Origin of the sequence: Vibrio sp. Of7-15 (genome assembly GCF_022347565.1) — a bacterium.
GTDB lineage: Bacteria > Pseudomonadota > Gammaproteobacteria > Enterobacterales > Vibrionaceae > NORP241.
In genome coordinates this window covers 36,643-55,912 of record NZ_JAKRGH010000019.1, presented here as the reverse complement: position 1 = coordinate 55,912, position 19,270 = coordinate 36,643, and the positions used below count along the sequence as shown (strand labels likewise).

Sequence of the window (19,270 nt, the reverse complement as noted above, 5' to 3'; positions counted from 1 at the left end):
GCAAATCACTATGTGTGCCTCGCTTTAAAGGCGATGAAGACATAAACAAAGCGGCTGTGAGAACAGCCGCTTTTTTAGTGGGTACTAATAATAGATGTCATCAGAATTATGCAATTGTGGCTGATCATCTATGTCTTTACACGCTACAGTGAGGTGGCTGTGATCATCTTGCCTCTCAACGATGACGTTATCATGGCTTTCATCAACCAGTATGACTTCAGCAACTCCGTCAGGACACTCAACAAGCATACCTGGCTTTAAGTATTTTTTATCCATCTGCAACCTCAACTCTTCTCGCTCACTATTTAAGTGTAGTAAGTGCTTTTTAAAGAGGTAGCGGTTATTTGTTTCGTTTCACAGCTAAATGCGCCAAAGTGATCAATGCTTCTTTATATAACGAGTCTGGTAAGATCGTTAGCTCGGCAATGGCTTTGTCTGCTTCTTGCTCTGCGCGCTGTTGGGTGTAAGCTAATGAGCCAGCTTGATCCATGGCTTCTAATATCGCATCAAGCTTTTCCATACCATTTGCTTTTTCGATCGCCTCACGGATCATTGCGGCCTGTTCTTCATTACCGTTACGCATAGCATGGAGAAGAGGGAGGGTCGGTTTGCCTTCGGCAAGATCATCGCCTACATTTTTCCCCATTTCTTTACCGTCTGCGGTGTAGTCCAACACGTCGTCGATCAGCTGGAATGCGGTTCCTAGGTATTTACCGTAGTTTTGTAGCGCTAGCTCTATTTCAGGAGAGGCATCTTGTAAGATCGCGCCAATCTGGGTAGCTGATTCAAATAAGCGAGCGGTTTTTGAGTAGATCACCTGCATGTAACTGGCTTCAGTCGTGTCAGGATCATTACAATTCATTAATTGCAGAACTTCACCTTCTGCGATCACGTTAACGGCATCACTCATTAGACCGAGGATCTTTAAGGATCCTAAGCTGGTCATCATTTGGAATGAACGCGTGTAAATAAAATCACCGACCAATACGCTGGCTGCATTACCGAAGGCGGCATTAGCGGTTGCTTTGCCACGGCGCATATCCGACTCATCGACCACGTCGTCGTGCAGAAGTGTGGCGGTGTGAATAAATTCAATGAAGGCTGCGGCAGTGATGTGGCCTTCACCTTGGTAACCTAGTGCTTTTGCGGATAAAATCGCCAGCATTGGACGTAGACGTTTTCCACCGCCACTGACGATATAAAAACCAAGCTGATTGATTAATGCGACATCTGAATTGAGTTGGGCAAGTATCTTTTCATCTACTTTTGCCATATCGTCGGCAGTAAGAGCCTGGATAGCTTTAAAATCCATTGTACTTCCAGCAAGTGTAAGGCCTGATGAGGCTAGTTATTTTCAATTAATTGGCAGATAGTACACCAAAATGACCCGCTCTATACAGCCTCAACAAGGGTTTAATCCGGAGATTTTTATATTGTTTAGCTTTTCGCCATTTTTCTTAGTTTAATGGGTTGTCAGCGGGGAGACATTCGCGTAGAATCTGCGCCCTATTGATGATAAGTTTAGCGCACACCCATTTAGCCCTACAAACAGGCATGAGGTCGTGCGGAAAAAGCGGAGTAAACTATGTACGCTGTTTTCCAAAGTGGTGGTAAACAACACCGTGTAAGCGAAGGCCAAACTCTTCGTTTGGAAAAATTGGATGTTGAAACTGGTTCAGCTGTTGAATTTGACAACGTTCTTATGATTGCTAACGGTGAAGAGATCACTGTTGGTGCACCTCTAGTTGCTGGCGGTAAAGTAACTGCAGAAGTAGTTAAGCACGGTCGTGGCGATAAAGTAAAAATCGTTAAGTTCCGTCGTCGTAAGCATTCTCGTAAGCAAATGGGCCACCGTCAATGGTTCACTGAAGTCAAAATTACTGGCATCAGCGCTTAATCTAAGGAGAATATAAAATGGCACATAAAAAAGCTGGCGGTTCTACTAATAACGGCCGTGATTCAGAAAGCAAACGCCTAGGTGTTAAGCGTTTCGGTGGCGAATCTGTTCTTGCAGGTAACATCATCGTTCGTCAACGTGGTACTAAGTTCCACGCTGGTACAAACGTAGGTTGTGGTAAAGACCATACTCTTTTCGCTCTTGCTGAAGGCAAGGTGAAGTTTGAAGTTAAAGGTCCTAAGAACCGTAAGTTTGTAAGCATCGAAGCTGAGTAATTAGCTTTTCGCTGAACATTAAAGCCCTGCCATAACGGCGGGGCTTTTTATTTATATGAACAGTCTTACTTTTTAAGGCTATCAATAATCAAGTGAAAAACAGTAACTTGGTGATGGATCCTTATTTATCTTAAGTAGCACCTAGAATGATCTTGATAAGATCATTGAGTTTCGATGTATAACCTCAGTAGAGCAGCCCTGCTAATATTTACTGCGCCATATTCTGACCTAAACTAATGATTAAGCATCTATGGTTGACGAGAAAGGTTATCACTCGACACATAACGCTACAGCGCGGAGAAAAACATGAAGTTCGTTGATGAAGCAGTAATTAAAATCGAAGCAGGAGATGGCGGTAGCGGTGTCGTTAGTTTCTGGCGTGAAAAGTTTGTAGCCAAAGGTGGTCCAGACGGTGGTGATGGCGGTGACGGCGGTGACGTTTACCTGCTAGCTGATGAAAACCTAAATACATTGGTTGATTATCGTTTTGAGCGTTTTCACCGTGCAGAACGTGGTGAAAATGGCCGTGGTGGTAACTGTACGGGTAAACGCGGTAAAGATAAGATCATTAAAGTACCTGTTGGGACACGTGCTGTGGACATCGACACTGGTGAAGTGATTGGTGAACTGACAGAAGCAGGCAAAAAGCTGATGGTTGGTAAAGGTGGTTGGCACGGGCTAGGTAATGCTCGTTTTAAATCATCGGTAAACCGCGCGCCACGCCAAAAAACACTGGGTACACCAGGTGAGATGCGTGAAGTTCGTCTAGAGCTGTTGCTATTGGCAGATGTCGGTATGCTGGGTTTACCAAATGCGGGTAAATCAACCTTTATTCGTGCAGTATCTGCGGCAAAGCCAAAAGTGGCTGACTACCCATTTACCACTTTGATCCCAAGCTTAGGCGTGGTTCGTGTTGGTTCTGGTAATAGCTTCGTTGTTGCTGATATTCCAGGTCTAATTGAAGGTGCAGCAGACGGGGCTGGTCTTGGTATCCGTTTCTTGAAACACCTTGAGCGTTGTCGTGTGTTGTTACACATGGTTGATATTATGCCGATTGATGGCAGCGATCCTGTTCAAAATGCGCTAACTATCATTGATGAATTAGAACAGTACAGCGAGAAAGTAGCAGAAAAACCACGTTGGTTGATTTTCAACAAAGCGGATCTAATGCCAGAAGAAGAAGCGAATGAAAAGATCAATGAGATCTTAGAAGCGTTGGCATGGGAAGGTGAGCACTTTAAGATCTCTGCGGTGAACAAGCAGGGAACACAAGAGCTGTGTAATAAGTTGTCAGAATTCATGGAGAGCTTACCTGCGGAAACACCAGCAGAGGAAGAAAAAGCTGAGTCTGTTGAGTTCATGTGGGACGATTACCATAAAGACGCCATGAGTGGCAAAAATGTGGTGGTTGAAGATGATGACGATGACTGGGACGATTGGGATGAAGATGATTACGATGTAGAGATCATCTACAAGCCATAATCTTATTACCGAAAACTAATTGTTCAAAAAAAGCCGCAATCATTGTGGCTTTTTTTATTTGTGTCATAACAGAGCGATTATTTTTCCGTCACACTATCTTTTCAATTTATTTTTGAAGGAAAGGTGGGGGAAATGACAAGATCAAGGCAGAGCTTGTCTGAGCAAGATCAGAGAAAGATTTCACGGTTGGTTGCGCAAGCAGGACAGATGTTGCTACAACATGGTGCTGAAAGCACATTAGTGGCTGATATTAGTCGGCGTATTGGTGTGGCTTGTGGGGCAGATAATGTGGAAACGTCCTTATCAGCCAGTTCTTTAGTGATCACAACGGTAGTGCAAGAGCATTGTATGACGACAACACGTCGTTGCCCAGATCGAGGGATCAATATGCGAGTGATCACGGAGATCCAGCGCGTATGCATTATGACGGAAAAAGGACTGTTTGATGTGTCATCAGCACATGAAAAGTTAAAGAATATTAGCTTGGCTCGTTATAACCGTTGGTTAGTTGTATTTATGATTGGGCTTTCTTGTGCTTGCTTTAGTTCATTAGCTGGCGGTGACTGGCCAGTATTCATGATCACTTTTTTAGCTTCTTCGGTGGGAATGATCATTCGCCAAGAGATTGCCCATCGCCATTTTAATCCTCTGCTTAACTTCGGTATTACTGCTTTTGTTACGACTCTAATTTCAGGGCAAGCCATTGTTTTCCAAGTGGGGGATCAACCTTTTCTGGCCATGGCTTCTTCAGTATTAATGTTGGTTCCAGGTTTTCCTTTAATTAATGCGATCGCTGACATGATCAAAGGCTACATCAATATGGGCATTGCGCGATGGACGATGGCTAGCTTACTGACGCTAGCGACTAGTATTGGGATTGTTGGAGCGATGAACGCGCTTGGAGTCTGGGGGTGGGTTAATTGATGATGGATTTATTACTCGGGCTCCTGCGTGATATGTTGTTGGCTATGGTGCCTGCTGTTGGGTTTGCCTTGGTTTTTAATGTGCCTGAAAGAGCGTTAAAATATTGTGCAATAGGGGGAGCGATTGGTCATGGATCCCGCTATATCTTGATGGAATACGGTGTTCCTATTGAGTGGGCGACTTTAGGTGCAGCAACCTTAGTTGGTATGATCGGTGTTCATTGGTCTCGCCGTTTATTGGCTCACCCGAAAGTATTTACAGTGGCTGCTATGATCCCAATGGTACCTGGTGTGTTTGCTTTTAAAGCTATGATTGCCGTCGTAGAAATTAATCACGTTGGTTATTCGCCAGAGTTATGGGCTATTTTAATCGAGAATTTTATTAAAACCTTGTTTATTATTGCCGCCTTAGCGATAGGTCTTGCGATGCCGGGGCTGCTGTTTTACCGTCGTCGCTCAATCGTATAAACATGCCCATATTTAGGAGAGCAAAGTGAAAATCAGTATGATTGCCGCGATGGCAAAAGATCGAGTGATTGGTAAAGACAATCAAATGCCGTGGCATCTACCCGCCGACTTTGCTTGGTTTAAGCAATGTACGATGAGTAAGCCTATTGTGATGGGGCGCAAAACTTTTGAGTCAATTGGTCGCCCTTTACCTGGCCGTTTGAATATTGTGATTAGCCGCAATCAGGATTTTACTGCTGATGGTGTAGTTGTAGTAACAAGTATTACTGAAGCTAAAAAAGCGGCGGGTCAGTGTGAGGAGTTGATGATCATTGGTGGCGGGAGTATTTACTCGGCGTGCTTAACTGAAGCTGATCGATTGTATTTAACTTTTATTGATGCAGATATTGGTGGAGATACACAATTCCCAGATTGGGGTGAAGGATGGCAGAAGGCTCATGTTGAACATTACAATGCCGATGAAAAGAATCAATATGACATGGAGTTTGTGGTTCTAGAGCGTAGCTAATTAATCTGCATGTGATTGAAAGAGGGCTGTTAATCAAACGATTAGCAGCCTTTTTATTTGTTTTAACCGCTGTACACCGGGCAGGGAGTGCTAAACATTTGTTTATCTTCCCAGCGTAATAAGGTCATGCAATTGCCCCAGACACACCCAGTATCAAGTCCTATGACATTCGTATCTTGGTGGCCCATCAACGCAGCCCAGTGCCCAAAAATAATCTTTTCTTTAATATGTTGTCGATTATTCAGTTGAAACCATGGCATGAGCTCATTGGGATCCACTTGCTCGAAAGGCAGTTTACAGGCCATGTCTAGTCGGCCATCTGGAAAACAAAAACGCATACGAGTGAATGCATTAATAATATAGCGATAACGTTCGATGCCTTGCAGTGAAGGGTGCCATTGGTCGGGCATATTGCTGTACATGTTTGCTAGGAGCCATACCCAGTCGTCACTTTGTAATATGGCTTCAACTTCCTGAGCACACTCTTGAGCTACTGTTGTATTCCATTGGGGGGAGATCCCCGCATGGCTCATAATAAAGTTATGTTGAGGGTGCTTGGCCAGTAGAGGTTGGTGGCGTAGCCAATGAATCAGTTCTTGACTGTCTGGTGCTTCAAAAATAGGGGCTGTTTTGTCTTTAGCTTTGACTTTGGCAATGCCTTGAGACACGGCTAATAGATGTAAGTCGTGGTTACCGAGAACAGTAATAGCGGCTTGGCCCAGTTCTTTTACAAATCGAAGAGTCTCTAGGGATTTCGGCCCACGAGCCACTAAATCTCCCGTTAACCATAGTTGATCTTGGTTTGGGTTAAAATGAACTTGTTCTAATAAGATGAGAAGATCATCTAAGCATCCTTGAATGTCTCCGACTAGATATGTTGCCATTTTATCCTCAGGTTATTAGTTAAGAATATTTGGTATGGCTAATCGAAACGGCTCAATGACTGCTTTGAATTCGGTTTTCTCTTCATCTTGCATGATGTAGTGGCCTTCCATCACTCCAACAGGCGTTTCAATCGCGGTGGCGCTGGTGTAACTGTACTCTTGTTTAGCGTGAATAACGGGCTGTTCGCCCACTACACCATCCCCTTCAACTAAGAGCTTCTTTTCGTTAGCATCAGTAATGAGCCAACGGCGGCGTAGAAGTTGGACGGTTTCTTTACTTAAATTCTTGATGGTTACTGTATAAGAAAAAACATAGCGCTGATTTTCAGGCTCCGATTGCTCGGCAATATAGTGTGGAATGACTACGCATTTGATAGTAGGTTGATCCATATTGTGTCCCTCTTATACAGTAATATTGATGGCTGATATTCAGTTCATCATTTGCTTATTTTGTCTGATGGTTGGCATCTAGCCAGTTAGCCATGGCAACAAACTGCTCTAATGTTAAGTTTTCAGGGCGCATACTTGGGTTAATATTTAACGCTTCAAGTTGTTCTGCATCCATCAAATTCTTGTAACAGTTACGTACTGTTTTACGGCGTTGGTTAAAGCCATCACGACAAACTCGGTCTAGCCACTTTAAGCTGGTTGTTGGATGTGGCAGAACTTCATAAGGTTCTAATCGCACAACGGCAGAATCTACTTTTGGTGGCGGAATGAAGGCGGTTGGCGGCACTTCAAGAACCGGCGTTACTTTACAGTAGTATTGTGCCATTACCGTTAAACGGCCATACGATTTTGTTCCAGGCCCTGATGCAAGACGATTAACCACTTCTTTTTGAAGCATAAAGTGCATGTCTTTAATATCAGCATGAAAATCAAATAAATGAAACATTAACGGCGTAGAAATGTTGTATGGCAAGTTACCAAAAATACGCAATTTATTGTTTGGTTTGATAAGCTGAGTGAAATCAAAGCGCATGGCGTCGCCTTCATGGATGGTCAGCTTACTGCTTAGATCTGGGTGATTGCGTAGACGTTCAGCCAAATCGCGGTCTAATTCAATAACCGTAAATTTATCGACTTCTTTACCGACTGGCTCAGTAATTGCCCCTAAGCCCGGACCAATTTCTACTAGGTTCTGCCCTGGTAGTGGGTTAATCGCAGAAACAATACCATCAATCACATAGGGATCGTTTAAAAAGTTCTGACCAAAACGTTTACGGGCTTTATGACCTAAATGGACATCGTTCTTCATAATTTATTTTCTACCAATTCAATTGCGTGTGATAGCGCTGTCCGGAAGCTACCTGTATCCGCTGTACCAGTACCAGCCAGATCCAATGCGGTACCATGATCAACCGAAGTTCTAATAAACGGCAATCCTAATGTGATGTTGACTGATTTACCAAAGCCTTTAAATTTGAGTACAGGTAGACCTTGGTCGTGATACATAGCTAATACCGCATCGGCATCTTCTAGGTATTTGTCTTGAAAGAGTGTATCTGCTGGCAGTGGGCCGACAAGATTCATTCCTTCTTCTTGGCGAAGCTGTTCAAGAGCGGGAGAGATCACATCGATTTCTTCACGCCCGAGACAGCCATCTTCGCCGGCATGTGGGTTTAGGCCACACACATAAATAGATGGATTTTTAATGCCAAACTTACTGATGAGATCGGCATGAAGAATGCGGATCACTTGTTGTAATCGGTCTTCAGTAATGGCTTTAGAAACATAAGCAAGCGGGATGTGTGTGGTTACTAGGGCAACACGCAGTCCTTCTGTTGCTAGCATCATCACTACTTGCTGTGTATTCGACTGCTGAGCAAAAAACTCAGTATGTCCGCTAAAAGAAACGCCCGCGCGGTTAATAACGCCCTTATGAACAGGACCTGTTACGACAGCATCAAACTCGCCATCCATATTGCCTTGAGCGGCGCGATCTAAGGTTTCTAGGACATAGCGGCCATTAGCTTCATTTAACTCACCCGGGATAACACCAGCACCAAGAAGGTGGTTATCCACAATTAAGGTGCCTGCTTGATGCGGCTGTACTGGGGCACTTTTATCATAATTATGAATGGTAAGAGCCAATCCTAATTGATCGGCTCTTTGTTGCATCATTTCTGCGTTGGCACACACCACAAGCTGGTGTGGCCAATTTTGTTGCGCAAGGGCGATGACTAAGTCAGGGCCAATACCGGCGGGTTCTCCTGCCGTAATGGCAATACGTTTAACTTTGTTCATCTACGTTCTCTAAGATTTCTACATAGGCACCAGCGCGGATTTCTTGTAACCATGCGCCTGCCTCTTCATTAAATTTACGATTGAACAAAATACGGTAGGCTTTGTTTTTGACGGCAGCATCGGTGCGGTCTACTCGGCGTTTGCCCAGAACTTCCACAATATGCCAGCCATGCACTGTTTTAAACGGTTTACTGATTTGGCCTACCGGTAATGTTTCAACTTGATGTTTAAACTCAGGAACATACAGGTCCGGAGTTTGCCAACCTAGCTCACCTTCATTCACGGCAGAGCCCGGATCTTGGCTGTATTTCTGAGCAAGATTTCCAAAGTTATCTTGTTCTGAGTTGATGGTTTCAATAAATTGATTCAGCTGGCGTTCTGCACCATCGTCACTCATGATAACAGAGGTTTTTAGCAGAATATGGCGCGCGTTCACTTCAGTAACCGCAATGGTTTCTAAGCCTTTGACTTCTTCTAACTTCAGAATATGAAAACCCACACCGCTGCGGAATGGACCAATGATGCTGCCTGCGCCTTGAGTTGTGATCTGGTCAGCAAAAATAGTTGGCATTTCTTCTTTACGCATCCAACCCCAATCACCGCCTTGCAGTGCTTTTGGGCCTTTGGAGTAAGTGTACGCCATGGTCGCAAAATCAGCACCTTGCTGTAGGCGTTCTGCCAGTTCATTTGCTTTGTTTTCTAAAATCTCTTTATTTTCTTGGGTTGTCGCGTCATTTACGCGAAGTTGGATATGACCAATTTTATATTGAACCGATGCTTGGTTCTGTTGATTAAGCTGGTTCGCTAAGCCTTCTACTTCTTGCGGAAGGATGCTAATGCGACGGCGAACCTGAGCATTGCGAGCCTCAGTGGCTGCCATTTCTTTACGAATTTGTTCACGAAAGCTTGAATAGGCTAAACCTTGGCCTTCAATTTTTACTCGAAGTTGTTCTAGCGTTAATTCATTGCTGCTGGCGACTTCTTGTAGCGCTTGCTCTAAGCGAGTATCGTCAATGCGGATCCCCATTTGCTCTGCTTGCTGACCTTGGATGGTTTCCACAATTAGTTTTTCGATGACTTGCTCACGTAAAATATCAGCAGAAGGCAGAGGCTGTCCTTTATCCTCAGCATTAATTTTCACTGTTGTAAGTGCAGTATTGATATCACTTTGTAGTACGACACCGTCGTTGACAATCACAACAACTTTATCTAGTTCAACGGGTTGGGCGAAACTTGCGCAGCTCATGCTAAGCAATAATGTACCGATAAGAGGAAACTTCCAGTTCTTCATATACCTTTCCAAGGAGTGCTGATGAGTGATAACAGTAAACAAGCAGGCTGTGCACTTTAGCACAGCCTGTTATTTTGTTTAACTCATCACAATGATAAATCGTTAGTTGTTGAGGTAAAACGGTCGACTATAACCTAGTGAGTTACCGCTAAAGCTCTTCGTTGCTGGTGACTTCATGGTACTCAATCCTTGTAGTTTAAAGGAGAGTGATATGTTGTCATCGTACTTAGGGTCTGTATTTCGATCTAAGTTCCAATCCACGAGATATTCTCGGTAGCTAAGTGAAACTGACCAACAATCACTGGTGTAGTTCACACCAAATAAACCTTCGAGCATGATGTCTTCATTCATGTCATGGTAGTACTGAGTAGCGGCACTCCAGTTGCGGTTTATCATGAGGTTAGACACAAAACCAAATTGCGAAATGCCATCACGGGTTAGCTTATCCGTTTCTTCTAGGTTGATGGTGTCTTCAATGTAATCTTTGGTCACGTAGCGATAGTTTAGTTGAACGTAGTTATCACCTTCTCGGTATTCAAACGCGGAGTTTGCGAGTTGCACTTCACTAATATTGGTGTCGTACTGGAAGCCGCCATGGAAGAAGAAGTGATCATTGATGTTGAAGTCAGATTCGAGAGCCCATGCTGAATAGCTTGGCGCATTGCCTTCGCTGTCGGCTAAGTCGTCGGCTTTTTGTGTGTTTAGATAATAAATCTGACCAAAAGAAATGTTCAGTCGTTCTTTATAGATATCATCATAAAAGCGTGTGGTTGCACCGACACTGACTTGATTTGCTGATGAGATACGGTCGATGCCACTGTACTTACGAGTGCGGAATAGGCCGTAGTAATCGGTTTGCAGCAAGGTAGTGTCATACGCACCATAAATGTTGTCTTGCTCGACATCTGGCACATACAAGTATTGAGCCTGAGGCTCTAAACTTTGTAAGTATTGGCTGCCAAAGATGTTGGTTTCACGCTCTAGGTATACCACGCCATGCATTCTAAATTCAGGGATGGTGCGAGAGGTTTGTTGCTCTAAGGCCTTTAGTACATCACGTTCTTCAGAGCTTAAACCTTGAGCCTGAAGATCAAACTCTTGATCATAGTATGTATAAAGCAGCTTTGCTTCTGTAGTAAGGGTCCACCATGGCGAAGAAAGAGGCAAGGTTAGTGTTGGTTCAAAGTGTGCACGAGTGGCCGATGGTTTTTTCACATCATCAGTTTGGAACACACTGACGTGGCTTAACATACTAAAGTCGAGAGCATAGAAAATCTCTGGATTGTAGTAGTTAAACTCCAGCTGAGGCATTAGGCGATAAGGGGTACTGTCTGTGGTTAGGGTCTGGAAGTCACGTACGCGTAAAGTTGTATCCCAGTTTTCAGTACGGTAGCCAACTTCTCCGGATTGCAATAATTGGCTGTCTTCACGGCTACCTAAATTGGAATCTAGATCTGTAAAGTAGTCCACATCACTCACACGGGAGAAATCGGCATTAAATGCCCAGTGATCCTGATAAATACCACTGTGCTTCCAGTTAGTGGCCCAGCGTCGTTCTTTCTCCAGAAACTTTTTATCTTCGTGAAGGTAATCTAACGCCAGTGTACCGCTGCCTGCGGTGGCGAGGTAACGGAATTCATTTTGCAGTTGAATACCACGTTTTTCCATGTAGTTCACGGTGGTTGTGGCGTCGTAGTTAGGCGCAATATTCCAGTAGACAGGCACACTGAATTCAAAGCCATTTTTGCTATCAAGGCTCGCATTCGGAATTAAGATACCCGTTTTTCTTTTGTCACCGACAGGAACCGTTAGATATGGCGTATAGAAAACGGGAACATCTAGAATTTCAAAACGCGCACCATAAAACTCTGCCCATTCTTCATCTTGATCATATTTGATTTCTGAAGCCGCAAAGCGCCAGCTTTTATCACCCGTAGGGCAAGTGGTTAATGAACCATCTTCCATTTTGTAGATGGTTTGCCCTTCCTTAAGAATATGAGCTGCCTGCCCACGAGCTGAGTCACAACGCAGTTGATAGTGGGTATTGATCATCGTAGTGTTTTCAGTATCAAGATCGGCACTGATGTGATCTGAAGTCGCAATAAGCTGGGCATCTGAATACTCAACATTTCCTTCAGCAGTCACGAGATTTTCAGGCTGATGAAGTGTCACGCTGTCTGCTTTTACGGTTTTGCTGCCTTGAGTAACGACCACTTGACCTTCATAGCTGGCACGGTTTTTATTTTGAGCTTCTACGCGATCGGCTTCAATAATGATAGGCTGTTGTGAATCATTGCTTGAAGAAGCTTGAGTAGAAACAGCGCACAAATCCTTAGGTATTTCTGATGTTTGATCAGTAGTGCTCTCTGCCGCTATTACGGAAGGGCCATATAAGGCCAAACTGATCATAGTGGCTAATAAACTGCGAGAAGTAAAAGACATCGAATTGAACTTTCCTGTTTGTTATTTTATTGCGCTGATATACTCAATGCGTTTATGAGCAAGCTATCTGGATAAAATTGTTCACTATCATAAAGGAATTTACGCGATCAGACACCCTCTAGACATAAGATTATGGTTCAAAAAATGAGGGTTCGATTGAAATACGCGAGAGTAGATTATGCACATTTGGGGAAAAATTTTAGGCGCTTTTTTTGGCTTTTTGCTAGGTGGCCCAGTTGGGTTGGCATTAGGTTTGCTCCTTGGTCATCGATTTGATAAAGCAAGACGCTTGGTTGGCCAGTCGGGGTTTACGTTTCAACAGGCGGGTTCTCAGGCGGAACGCCAAGCGGAATTTTTCCATGCTGCTTTTGCTGTGATGGGCCATGTGGCTAAAGCAAAAGGGAAAGTGACGCGAGAAGAGATTCAGCTTGCCAGTGCCATGATGGACAGAATGAGTTTGCATGGTGACTCTCGCCGTGAAGCGCAAAATGCGTTCCGTGAAGGTAAAGATAGCGATTTCCCATTGCGTGAGACCTTGAGAAAGATTCGCCGAATTACAGGTGGTCGTCATGACCTAATGCAGTTTTTCTTAGAGCTGCAAATATCAGCGGCGTTTGCTGATGGTGATGTTCATCCCAAGGAACGTGAAGTTTTGCATGCCGTGGCCCACTCACTTGGTTTTTCTGCAGAGCAACTTGAGCAGCGCTTGAAAATGCAAGAAGCGGCCTTTAATTTCCAACAAGGTGGTGGCCAGCAAGGTTACCAGCAGTCAGGTTGGCAACAAGCCAATAGTGTTAACCAGCTTAGTCATGCTTATAAATTGTTGGGGGTTGAAGAAGACGCAAGTTCTCAGCAATTAAAACGTGCGTATCGTAAGCTGATGAATGAGCACCACCCTGATAAGTTAGTTGCCAAAGGTTTACCACCCGAAATGATGGAGATGGCGAAAGAGAAGGCGCAAGAAATTCAAGCCGCTTACGATTTGATCAAGAAGGTGAAAGGATTTAAGTAGTCGTCATCAAGTGCGTTTATTATTAATGAGAGCTTAAAGTCGTTATTGGCTTTAAGCTCTTTCTATAGGGAATGAACTAACTTATTTAGCGTCGTTTAGATCCCAATTGTAATCGAATTTAATCTTTTTATTATCCAGTGTGAGTTCTGGCTTATATTGTTGCAAATGTTTGAAAAGATCTGCCTGTGAGCCAAAGTCATCAGAAAACCAATCATAAATGGATGAAAGCTGTACGCTGTTTGACTGTGATAAAGCCCCTTTATTACTGTTAATAAATTCCGTAGCGGCTTGCTCTAAAAGAATAGGGGTATTGGCTGAAGTGAAGGCTTCTGGTTGTAAATTAGGGCAACCTAAGCTAGCGCAGTTTACGGCATAATGAGTACGAGGATCTTGCCAAATTGGGCGTAAAATTCGATGCTCAATGTCATTAAGGGTCAGATCTTGCCCTGCTACTTTTGTGATTCTATCCCCCCATGGACCAAAACTGAAAAAACCGCCCAGTTTAGTGATGGATTTGATTGGGTAGTTATCCAAAATCAGATTTACAGTCAGTGCATTGTAAAGGTTCACCCAATAAGCATATTGCTCGGCTTTATTGAATGCTCTTGGATCATATTGGGTTAATGTATAGAGGTAATCTTTGAGTTTTAATTTATCATCGCGAGTCACCGACGCGTATTGAAATAAAGTATTTTCACCCTGTTTGAGCAAGTAGGTATTGAGAACATCTTGCCAAGGTTGGTGAGATATTGTGGTGACATTCTTTTCATTACTGGTGTTCCACATTGGCCACAGTTCTGATTTGGGGGCGGCAAAGGTTAGCTGACTAAAAAGCAGTAAAGCTAAGGCGGTGATGGCTTTCATTAGATCTGTCCTTATCAATGTGGTGGGTTAATGATAAGACAGATGAAATCATTCATTTCTTTCATTATTTGATAATAAAAAAGCCAGCGGTGTAAGCTGGCCTTTTATATTGAAAATTACTTTGTTAAAAGTTAGGCAAGAAAAGCAGGGATCTTACTTTCATAAGCCGAGATTTTATCTTCATGCTGTAGCGTTAAGCCAATGTTATCTAACCCATTCAATAAGCAGTGACGACGGAATTCATCAATTTCAAATGAGTATTGCTTACCATTAGCAGTGACCTTCATCGCCTCTAGATCCACCGTCACTTCTGCGCCTTCATTAGCGTCAACAAATTGGAAAATTTCATCCACTTCATCTTCCGTTAGGCGCACCGGAACCATTTGGTTATTGATGGAATTTCCGTAAAAAATATCGGCAAAGCTTGGTGCGATCATTACTTGGATCCCATAATCGGCCAACGCCCATGGAGCGTGCTCACGGGATGAGCCACAACCAAAGTTCTCACGAGCCAGTAAGATGCTAGCGCCTTGGTAACGCGGTGCATTCATAACGAACTCTGGATTTGGTTGTTCACCAGCATCGTCTAAAAAACGCCAGTCATGGAAAAGGTGTTTACCAAAACCAATGCGATTTACTTTTTGTAGGAACTGCTTTGGAATAATGGCATCTGTATCAATATTGGCTGTATCTAAAGGAACAACTAACCCTGTATGTTGTTTAAAACCTGACATATTTCTGCTCCTTGATTAAGCGCTTTGATCGGATGAAGTAAAGGTACGAATATCAACAAAGTGGCCAGCACACGCTGCTGCCGCTGCCATTGCTGGACTGACTAAGTGAGTTCGTCCATCACGGCCTTGGCGACCTTCGAAGTTACGGTTACTGGTCGATGCACAGCGCTCATGAGGACCTAAGCGATCGTTATTCATGGCAAGGCACATAGAGCAGCCCGGTAAACGCCATTCAAAACCAGCTTCGATGAAGATCTTATCTAACCCTTCTAGTTCAGCTTGCGCTTTTACTTGCTCGGAACCTGGAACAACCAAAGCTTGAACATGGTTTGCGACCTGACGCCCTTTTGCGATAGCGGCTGCGGCACGCATGTCCTCGATGCGGGAGTTAGTGCAAGAGCCAATGAACACTTTATCAACATTAAAATCAGACAGCTTTTTACCCGCTTCTAGACCCATGTAGGCTAGTGCTTTTTCCGCCGATGCTTTTTCTACTGGATCTGAAAAACTTTCCGGCGCTGGAATTGGTTTATCCACCGAAATAACTTGGCCTGGGTTGGTGCCCCAAGTGACTTGCGGTTTGATGTCTGCTGCATTTAGAGTGACAACGGCATCAAATGTTGCATCTTCGTCGGTTTTTAGGCTGGTCCAGTATTGGATTGCTTCGTCAAGATCCGCGCCTTCTGGTGAGAATTTACGATCTTTAATGTAATCAAAGGTGGTTTGATCTGGAGCGATTAAGCCTGCTTTCGCGCCCAGTTCAATGGCCATGTTACATACTGTCATACGGCCTTCCATGGAAAGATCCGTAATGGCTTCACCACAAAACTCAACGACGTAGCCAGTACCACCTGCTGCTGTTGTTTCACCAATGATTGCAAGTACGATGTCTTTGGCAGTAATGCCTTCTGCTACCTTACCTTTGACTTCAATCTTCATGGTTTTTGCACGGGCTTGCTTTAGGGTTTGCGTTGCTAAAACATGCTCTACTTCAGATGTACCAATACCAAAAGCAAGGGATCCAAACGCACCATGAGTGGCGGTATGCGAATCACCGCAAACAATGGTCATGCCTGGTAGTGTAATACCAAGTTCTGGCCCCATGACGTGCACAATGCCTTGATATTTATGGTTTAAATCGTAAAGCGTCACCCCAAATTCTTCACAGTTTTTAGATAGGGTTTCCATTTGGATACGGGCCATTTCACCAGAAGCATTAATGTCTTTGGTTTGAGTAGAAACATTGTGATCCATGGTGGCAAAGGTTTTGTTAACTTGACGTACTTTACGACCTTTTTCACGTAGACCATCAAAGGCTTGTGGTGACGTTACTTCATGTACTAAGTGGCGATCAATATAAAGGATCGGGTTTTCGCCTTCAGCTTCAACCGCGACATGAGCGTCATAAATCTTTTCGTATAATGTTTTTGCTTGTTGTGTTTGTGACATTGCTGATACTCCGTGTCGTACTGCTGAACAAACAGTACGACTCAATCTGTTTTTATTATGAATTGGTAATATACGCTGCGATCTTGTCGCCCATTTCGCTGGTAGTCAGTGCTTTGCCTTGGCCTGCTAGATCGGCTGTTAGTTCACCAGCTTCTAGAGCCTGAGATACTGCGCGTTCAATATCACGAGCCGCTTCTTCTTCACCTAAGCTGTAACGCAGCATTAGAGCCGCCGATAAAATTTGAGCGACAGGGTTTGCAATGTTTTTACCAGCAATGTCTGGTGCTGAGCCACCTGCTGGCTCGTATAAGCCAAATTTGCTTTCGTTTAAGCTTGCTGATGGCAGCATGCCCATAGAGCCTGTGATCATGGCACATTCATCTGAGATGATGTCACCAAAGATGTTTGAACATAGCATCACATCAAACTGAGATGGATCTTTGATCAACTGCATGGTCGCGTTGTCGATGTACATGTGGTTCAGAGTGATATCTGGGTACTCTTTGGCGACCTCTTCAACCACTTCGCGCCATAAAATGGAGCTTTGAAGTACGTTGGCTTTATCAATGGAGTAGACATTTTTGTTACGAAGACGAGCAGACTCAAAGGCGATTTTAGCAATGCGTTCGATTTCGTAGCGGTGATAAATTTCAGTGTCATACGCTTTTTCTTGTGGTCCTTCACCTTCACGTCCTTTTGGTTGACCGAAGTAGATGCCGCCCGTTAGTTCTCGCACAACCACAATATCAAAACCACGCTCAGAGATATCGGCACGCAGTGGAGAGAAGCTCTCTAGGCCAGAGTGGATTTGAGCTGGGCGCAAGTTACAAAACAGTTGGAAGTGTTTACGAAGTGGTAGTAGGGCGCCACGTTCAGGTTGATCGTTTGGTGGTAAGTGTTCCCATTTCGGGCCACCAACAGAACCAAATAGAATCGCATCAGATTCTTCACAGCCTTTTACTGTGCTTTCTGGCAGCGGGCAGCCGTGATTATCGATAGCAATACCACCAACATCATACTGCTGTTTTTCAAAAGTAAGGTTGTGTTTTGCTTCAATAGCACTCAATACTTTATGTGCTTGTTCCATTACTTCTGGACCAATACCGTCACCGGGTAAAACTGCGATCTTATATGTACCTGCCATGGTTCTTTATACTCCTAAAGCTGTATGGTTCGGCAGCGGCATACCACTGCCATTCGATTCTGATTAAATACTAACCGACTCAATTAAACGGTTTGTATCTTTTTTGATTCTTTTATTTCTGCAATTTGATCTGCGCGGTGAATGCTATTGATAACATGCAACAGGGCTTGGCCAGAAGCTTCAACAATATCCGTCGCCAGACCTGTACCGTGGTATTTACGGCCTTTGTAGTTCGCGATGATATCCGCTTGGCCTAGACCATCTTCACCTTCCCCTTTGGCGGTTAAATCGAATTTATCCAATACGATTTCGTAGCCTGTTAGGCGGTAAATACATTGGTATAGAGCATCGACAGGGCCATTACCCACCGCAGCTTCGCATTTTTCTTCGTCGCCACACTGCAATTTAATGCTGGTTGTCGCCATCACACTGCCAGACTGAACACTTAGGTAGTTCAGTTTGTAGAAATCATCTTCTTCTCGTAGGTTGGCAAAATGCATTAATGCTTCTAAATCGTAATCAAATACTTGTCCTTTACGATCCGCCAGTTTTAAGAAATCTGCGTATAGGGTGTCTAGGTTGTATTCGTCGTCGTGGTAGCCCATTTCATCCATGTGGTTTTTCACTGCAGCGCGACCAGAGCGGCTGGTTAGGTTCAGCGCCTTGTTTTTCAAACCAATGGATTCTGGAGTCATGATTTCGTAGGTGTTTTTATTCTTTAATACACCATCTTGGTGAATACCGGAGGAGTGGCTAAAGGCATTCGCTCCCACAACAGCTTTGTTGTCTTGGATCGGCATGTTACATAGCTGGCTGACCATTTTGCTGGTGCGGTGAATCTCTTCGTGTTTGATGTTGGTGTGAACGCCTAACAGCTCTGAACGCGTCTTGATGATCATGGCGATTTCTTCAAGCGCACAGTTCCCCGCACGCTCTCCCAAACCGTTAATGGTGCCTTCTACCTGACGAGCACCTGCTTGAACGGCAGCAATCGAGTTGGCTACCGACATGCCTAAGTCATCGTGGCAGTGTACTGAGATGATCGCTTTATCAATATTCGGAACACGGTTGAACAGAGTTTCGACAATGCCACCGAATTCACCTGGAACGGTGTAGCCAACCGTATCTGGAATATTGACGGTGTTTGCGCCAGCATCGATTGCGGCTTCTACCATGCGGCATAGGTTATCAATAGGGGTACGGCCAGCATCTTCACATGAAAACTCGACGTCATCAGTGTATTTACGAGCGCGTTTTACTGCTGCGACGCCCATGTCGATCACATCTTCGTAGCTGCGGCGAAGCTTGTCTTGTACGTGAACCGTTGATGTCGAAATGAACGTATGAATTCGGAATGCTTCTGCCACTTTTAGTGACTCTGCTGCCACATCAATGTCTTTAGCAACGGCACGTGATAGAGCACAGACACGGCTGTTTTTAATGTTTTGAGCAATGGTTTGTACGGATTCAAAATCGCCAGGAGAAGACACAGGGAAGCCAGCCTCGATAACATCGACACCCAAGCGTTCCAGCGCATAAGCAATTTGCAGTTTTTCTTTCACCGTTAGGCTTGCCGATAGCGCCTGTTCGCCGTCGCGTAATGTGGTGTCGAAAATAATGACCTGATCTTTCATTGCTGCTTCCTTTTTA

At 44.2% G+C, this 19,270-nt stretch carries 20 protein-coding genes; 7 read left to right on the top strand and 13 right to left on the bottom strand.

All coding sequences use genetic code 11. The features are described 5' to 3' along the window. Window positions 1–84: 84 nt before the first annotated feature. Both MHO82_RS17625 and ispB read right to left on the bottom strand, forming a co-directional pair. The gene (locus MHO82_RS17625) at window positions 85–276 is read right to left on the bottom strand and encodes a hypothetical protein (RefSeq protein ID WP_239185880.1); all 192 of its coding nucleotides are present in this window, start codon (window positions 274–276) and stop codon (window positions 85–87) included. A 64-nt stretch (window positions 277–340) separates the two neighbouring features. Then, complete coding sequence (gene ispB, locus MHO82_RS17620) at window positions 341–1,312, bottom strand: octaprenyl diphosphate synthase (protein WP_239185878.1); 972 nt, start codon at window positions 1,310–1,312, stop codon at window positions 341–343. Window positions 1,313–1,585: 273 nt separating this feature from the next. On the opposite strand from ispB, the gene rplU reads away from it, so the two are divergent. The 6 genes from rplU (at window position 1,586) to folA (ending at window position 5,553) form a co-directional block, all read left to right on the top strand. Continuing rightward, window positions 1,586–1,897 (top strand): 50S ribosomal protein L21, encoded by a 312-nt coding sequence (rplU, locus tag MHO82_RS17615; protein WP_239185876.1) that lies wholly within the window; start codon window positions 1,586–1,588, stop codon window positions 1,895–1,897. Window positions 1,898–1,914: 17 nt separating this feature from the next. Next, window positions 1,915–2,172 (top strand): 50S ribosomal protein L27, encoded by a 258-nt coding sequence (gene rpmA, locus MHO82_RS17610; protein WP_239185874.1) that lies wholly within the window; start codon window positions 1,915–1,917, stop codon window positions 2,170–2,172. 306 nt (window positions 2,173–2,478) lie between these two features. Next, window positions 2,479–3,654, top strand: a complete 1,176-nt coding sequence (cgtA, locus tag MHO82_RS17605) for an Obg family GTPase CgtA (protein ID WP_239185872.1) — start codon at window positions 2,479–2,481, stop codon at window positions 3,652–3,654. A gap of 132 nt (window positions 3,655–3,786) precedes the next feature. Continuing rightward, complete coding sequence (locus MHO82_RS17600) at window positions 3,787–4,578, top strand: threonine/serine exporter ThrE family protein (protein ID WP_239185870.1); 792 nt, start codon at window positions 3,787–3,789, stop codon at window positions 4,576–4,578. Then, window positions 4,578–5,045 carry a threonine/serine exporter family protein gene (locus MHO82_RS17595; protein ID WP_239185868.1) on the top strand — a complete coding sequence of 156 codons (468 nt, stop codon included), beginning with the start codon at window positions 4,578–4,580 and terminating at the stop codon, window positions 5,043–5,045. The genes MHO82_RS17600 and MHO82_RS17595 overlap by 1 nt, the downstream gene beginning before the upstream one ends. 25 nt (window positions 5,046–5,070) lie before the next feature. Continuing rightward, window positions 5,071–5,553, top strand: a complete 483-nt coding sequence (folA, locus tag MHO82_RS17590) for a type 3 dihydrofolate reductase (RefSeq protein ID WP_239185866.1) — start codon at window positions 5,071–5,073, stop codon at window positions 5,551–5,553. A 62-nt stretch (window positions 5,554–5,615) separates the two neighbouring features. On the opposite strand, the gene apaH is transcribed toward folA, so the two are convergent. The 6 genes from apaH to lptD all read right to left on the bottom strand — a co-directional run bounded on the left by apaH (window position 5,616) and on the right by lptD (window position 12,417). Beyond that, window positions 5,616–6,437: a bis(5'-nucleosyl)-tetraphosphatase (symmetrical) ApaH gene (gene apaH, locus MHO82_RS17585; RefSeq protein ID WP_239185864.1), complete on the bottom strand. Its 822-nt coding sequence runs from the start codon at window positions 6,435–6,437 to the stop codon at window positions 5,616–5,618. A gap of 15 nt (window positions 6,438–6,452) precedes the next feature. Next, entirely contained in the window at window positions 6,453–6,827 is a 375-nt protein-coding gene (apaG, locus tag MHO82_RS17580; RefSeq protein WP_239185862.1) for a Co2+/Mg2+ efflux protein ApaG, read from the bottom strand. Window positions 6,828–6,882: 55 nt separating this feature from the next. After that, the gene (gene rsmA / locus MHO82_RS17575; protein WP_239185860.1) at window positions 6,883–7,695 is read right to left on the bottom strand and encodes a 16S rRNA (adenine(1518)-N(6)/adenine(1519)-N(6))-dimethyltransferase RsmA; all 813 of its coding nucleotides are present in this window, start codon (window positions 7,693–7,695) and stop codon (window positions 6,883–6,885) included. Then, window positions 7,692–8,684: a 4-hydroxythreonine-4-phosphate dehydrogenase PdxA gene (pdxA, locus tag MHO82_RS17570; RefSeq protein ID WP_239185858.1), complete on the bottom strand. Its 993-nt coding sequence runs from the start codon at window positions 8,682–8,684 to the stop codon at window positions 7,692–7,694. Before pdxA ends, rsmA begins: the two co-directional genes overlap by 4 nt. After that, window positions 8,671–9,975 (bottom strand): peptidylprolyl isomerase SurA, encoded by a 1,305-nt coding sequence (gene surA, locus MHO82_RS17565; RefSeq protein WP_239185856.1) that lies wholly within the window; start codon window positions 9,973–9,975, stop codon window positions 8,671–8,673. The genes pdxA and surA overlap by 14 nt, the downstream gene beginning before the upstream one ends. A 102-nt stretch (window positions 9,976–10,077) precedes the next feature. Then, window positions 10,078–12,417, bottom strand: a complete 2,340-nt coding sequence (gene lptD / locus MHO82_RS17560; protein ID WP_239185854.1) for an LPS assembly protein LptD — start codon at window positions 12,415–12,417, stop codon at window positions 10,078–10,080. 178 nt (window positions 12,418–12,595) lie between these two features. Here lptD and djlA point away from each other — a divergent pair, with 178 nt between their 5' ends. Further along, entirely contained in the window at window positions 12,596–13,429 is an 834-nt protein-coding gene (gene djlA, locus MHO82_RS17555; protein WP_239185852.1) for a co-chaperone DjlA, read from the top strand. A gap of 81 nt (window positions 13,430–13,510) precedes the next feature. Here djlA and MHO82_RS17550 read toward each other — a convergent pair whose 3' ends face one another. The 5 genes from MHO82_RS17550 to leuA form a co-directional block, all read right to left on the bottom strand. Continuing rightward, the gene (locus MHO82_RS17550; RefSeq protein WP_239185850.1) at window positions 13,511–14,293 is read right to left on the bottom strand and encodes a DUF547 domain-containing protein; all 783 of its coding nucleotides are present in this window, start codon (window positions 14,291–14,293) and stop codon (window positions 13,511–13,513) included. 131 nt (window positions 14,294–14,424) lie between these two features. Next, complete coding sequence (leuD, locus tag MHO82_RS17545; protein WP_239185848.1) at window positions 14,425–15,027, bottom strand: 3-isopropylmalate dehydratase small subunit; 603 nt, start codon at window positions 15,025–15,027, stop codon at window positions 14,425–14,427. A gap of 15 nt (window positions 15,028–15,042) precedes the next feature. Then, complete coding sequence (gene leuC, locus MHO82_RS17540) at window positions 15,043–16,476, bottom strand: 3-isopropylmalate dehydratase large subunit (RefSeq protein WP_239185846.1); 1,434 nt, start codon at window positions 16,474–16,476, stop codon at window positions 15,043–15,045. A gap of 55 nt (window positions 16,477–16,531) precedes the next feature. After that, on the bottom strand, window positions 16,532–17,620 hold the full coding sequence (gene leuB, locus MHO82_RS17535; protein ID WP_239185844.1) for a 3-isopropylmalate dehydrogenase: 1,089 nt from the start codon (window positions 17,618–17,620) through the stop codon (window positions 16,532–16,534). A gap of 83 nt (window positions 17,621–17,703) precedes the next feature. Next, window positions 17,704–19,254 (bottom strand): 2-isopropylmalate synthase, encoded by a 1,551-nt coding sequence (leuA, locus tag MHO82_RS17530; RefSeq protein ID WP_239185842.1) that lies wholly within the window; start codon window positions 19,252–19,254, stop codon window positions 17,704–17,706. Window positions 19,255–19,270 lie beyond the last annotated feature (16 nt).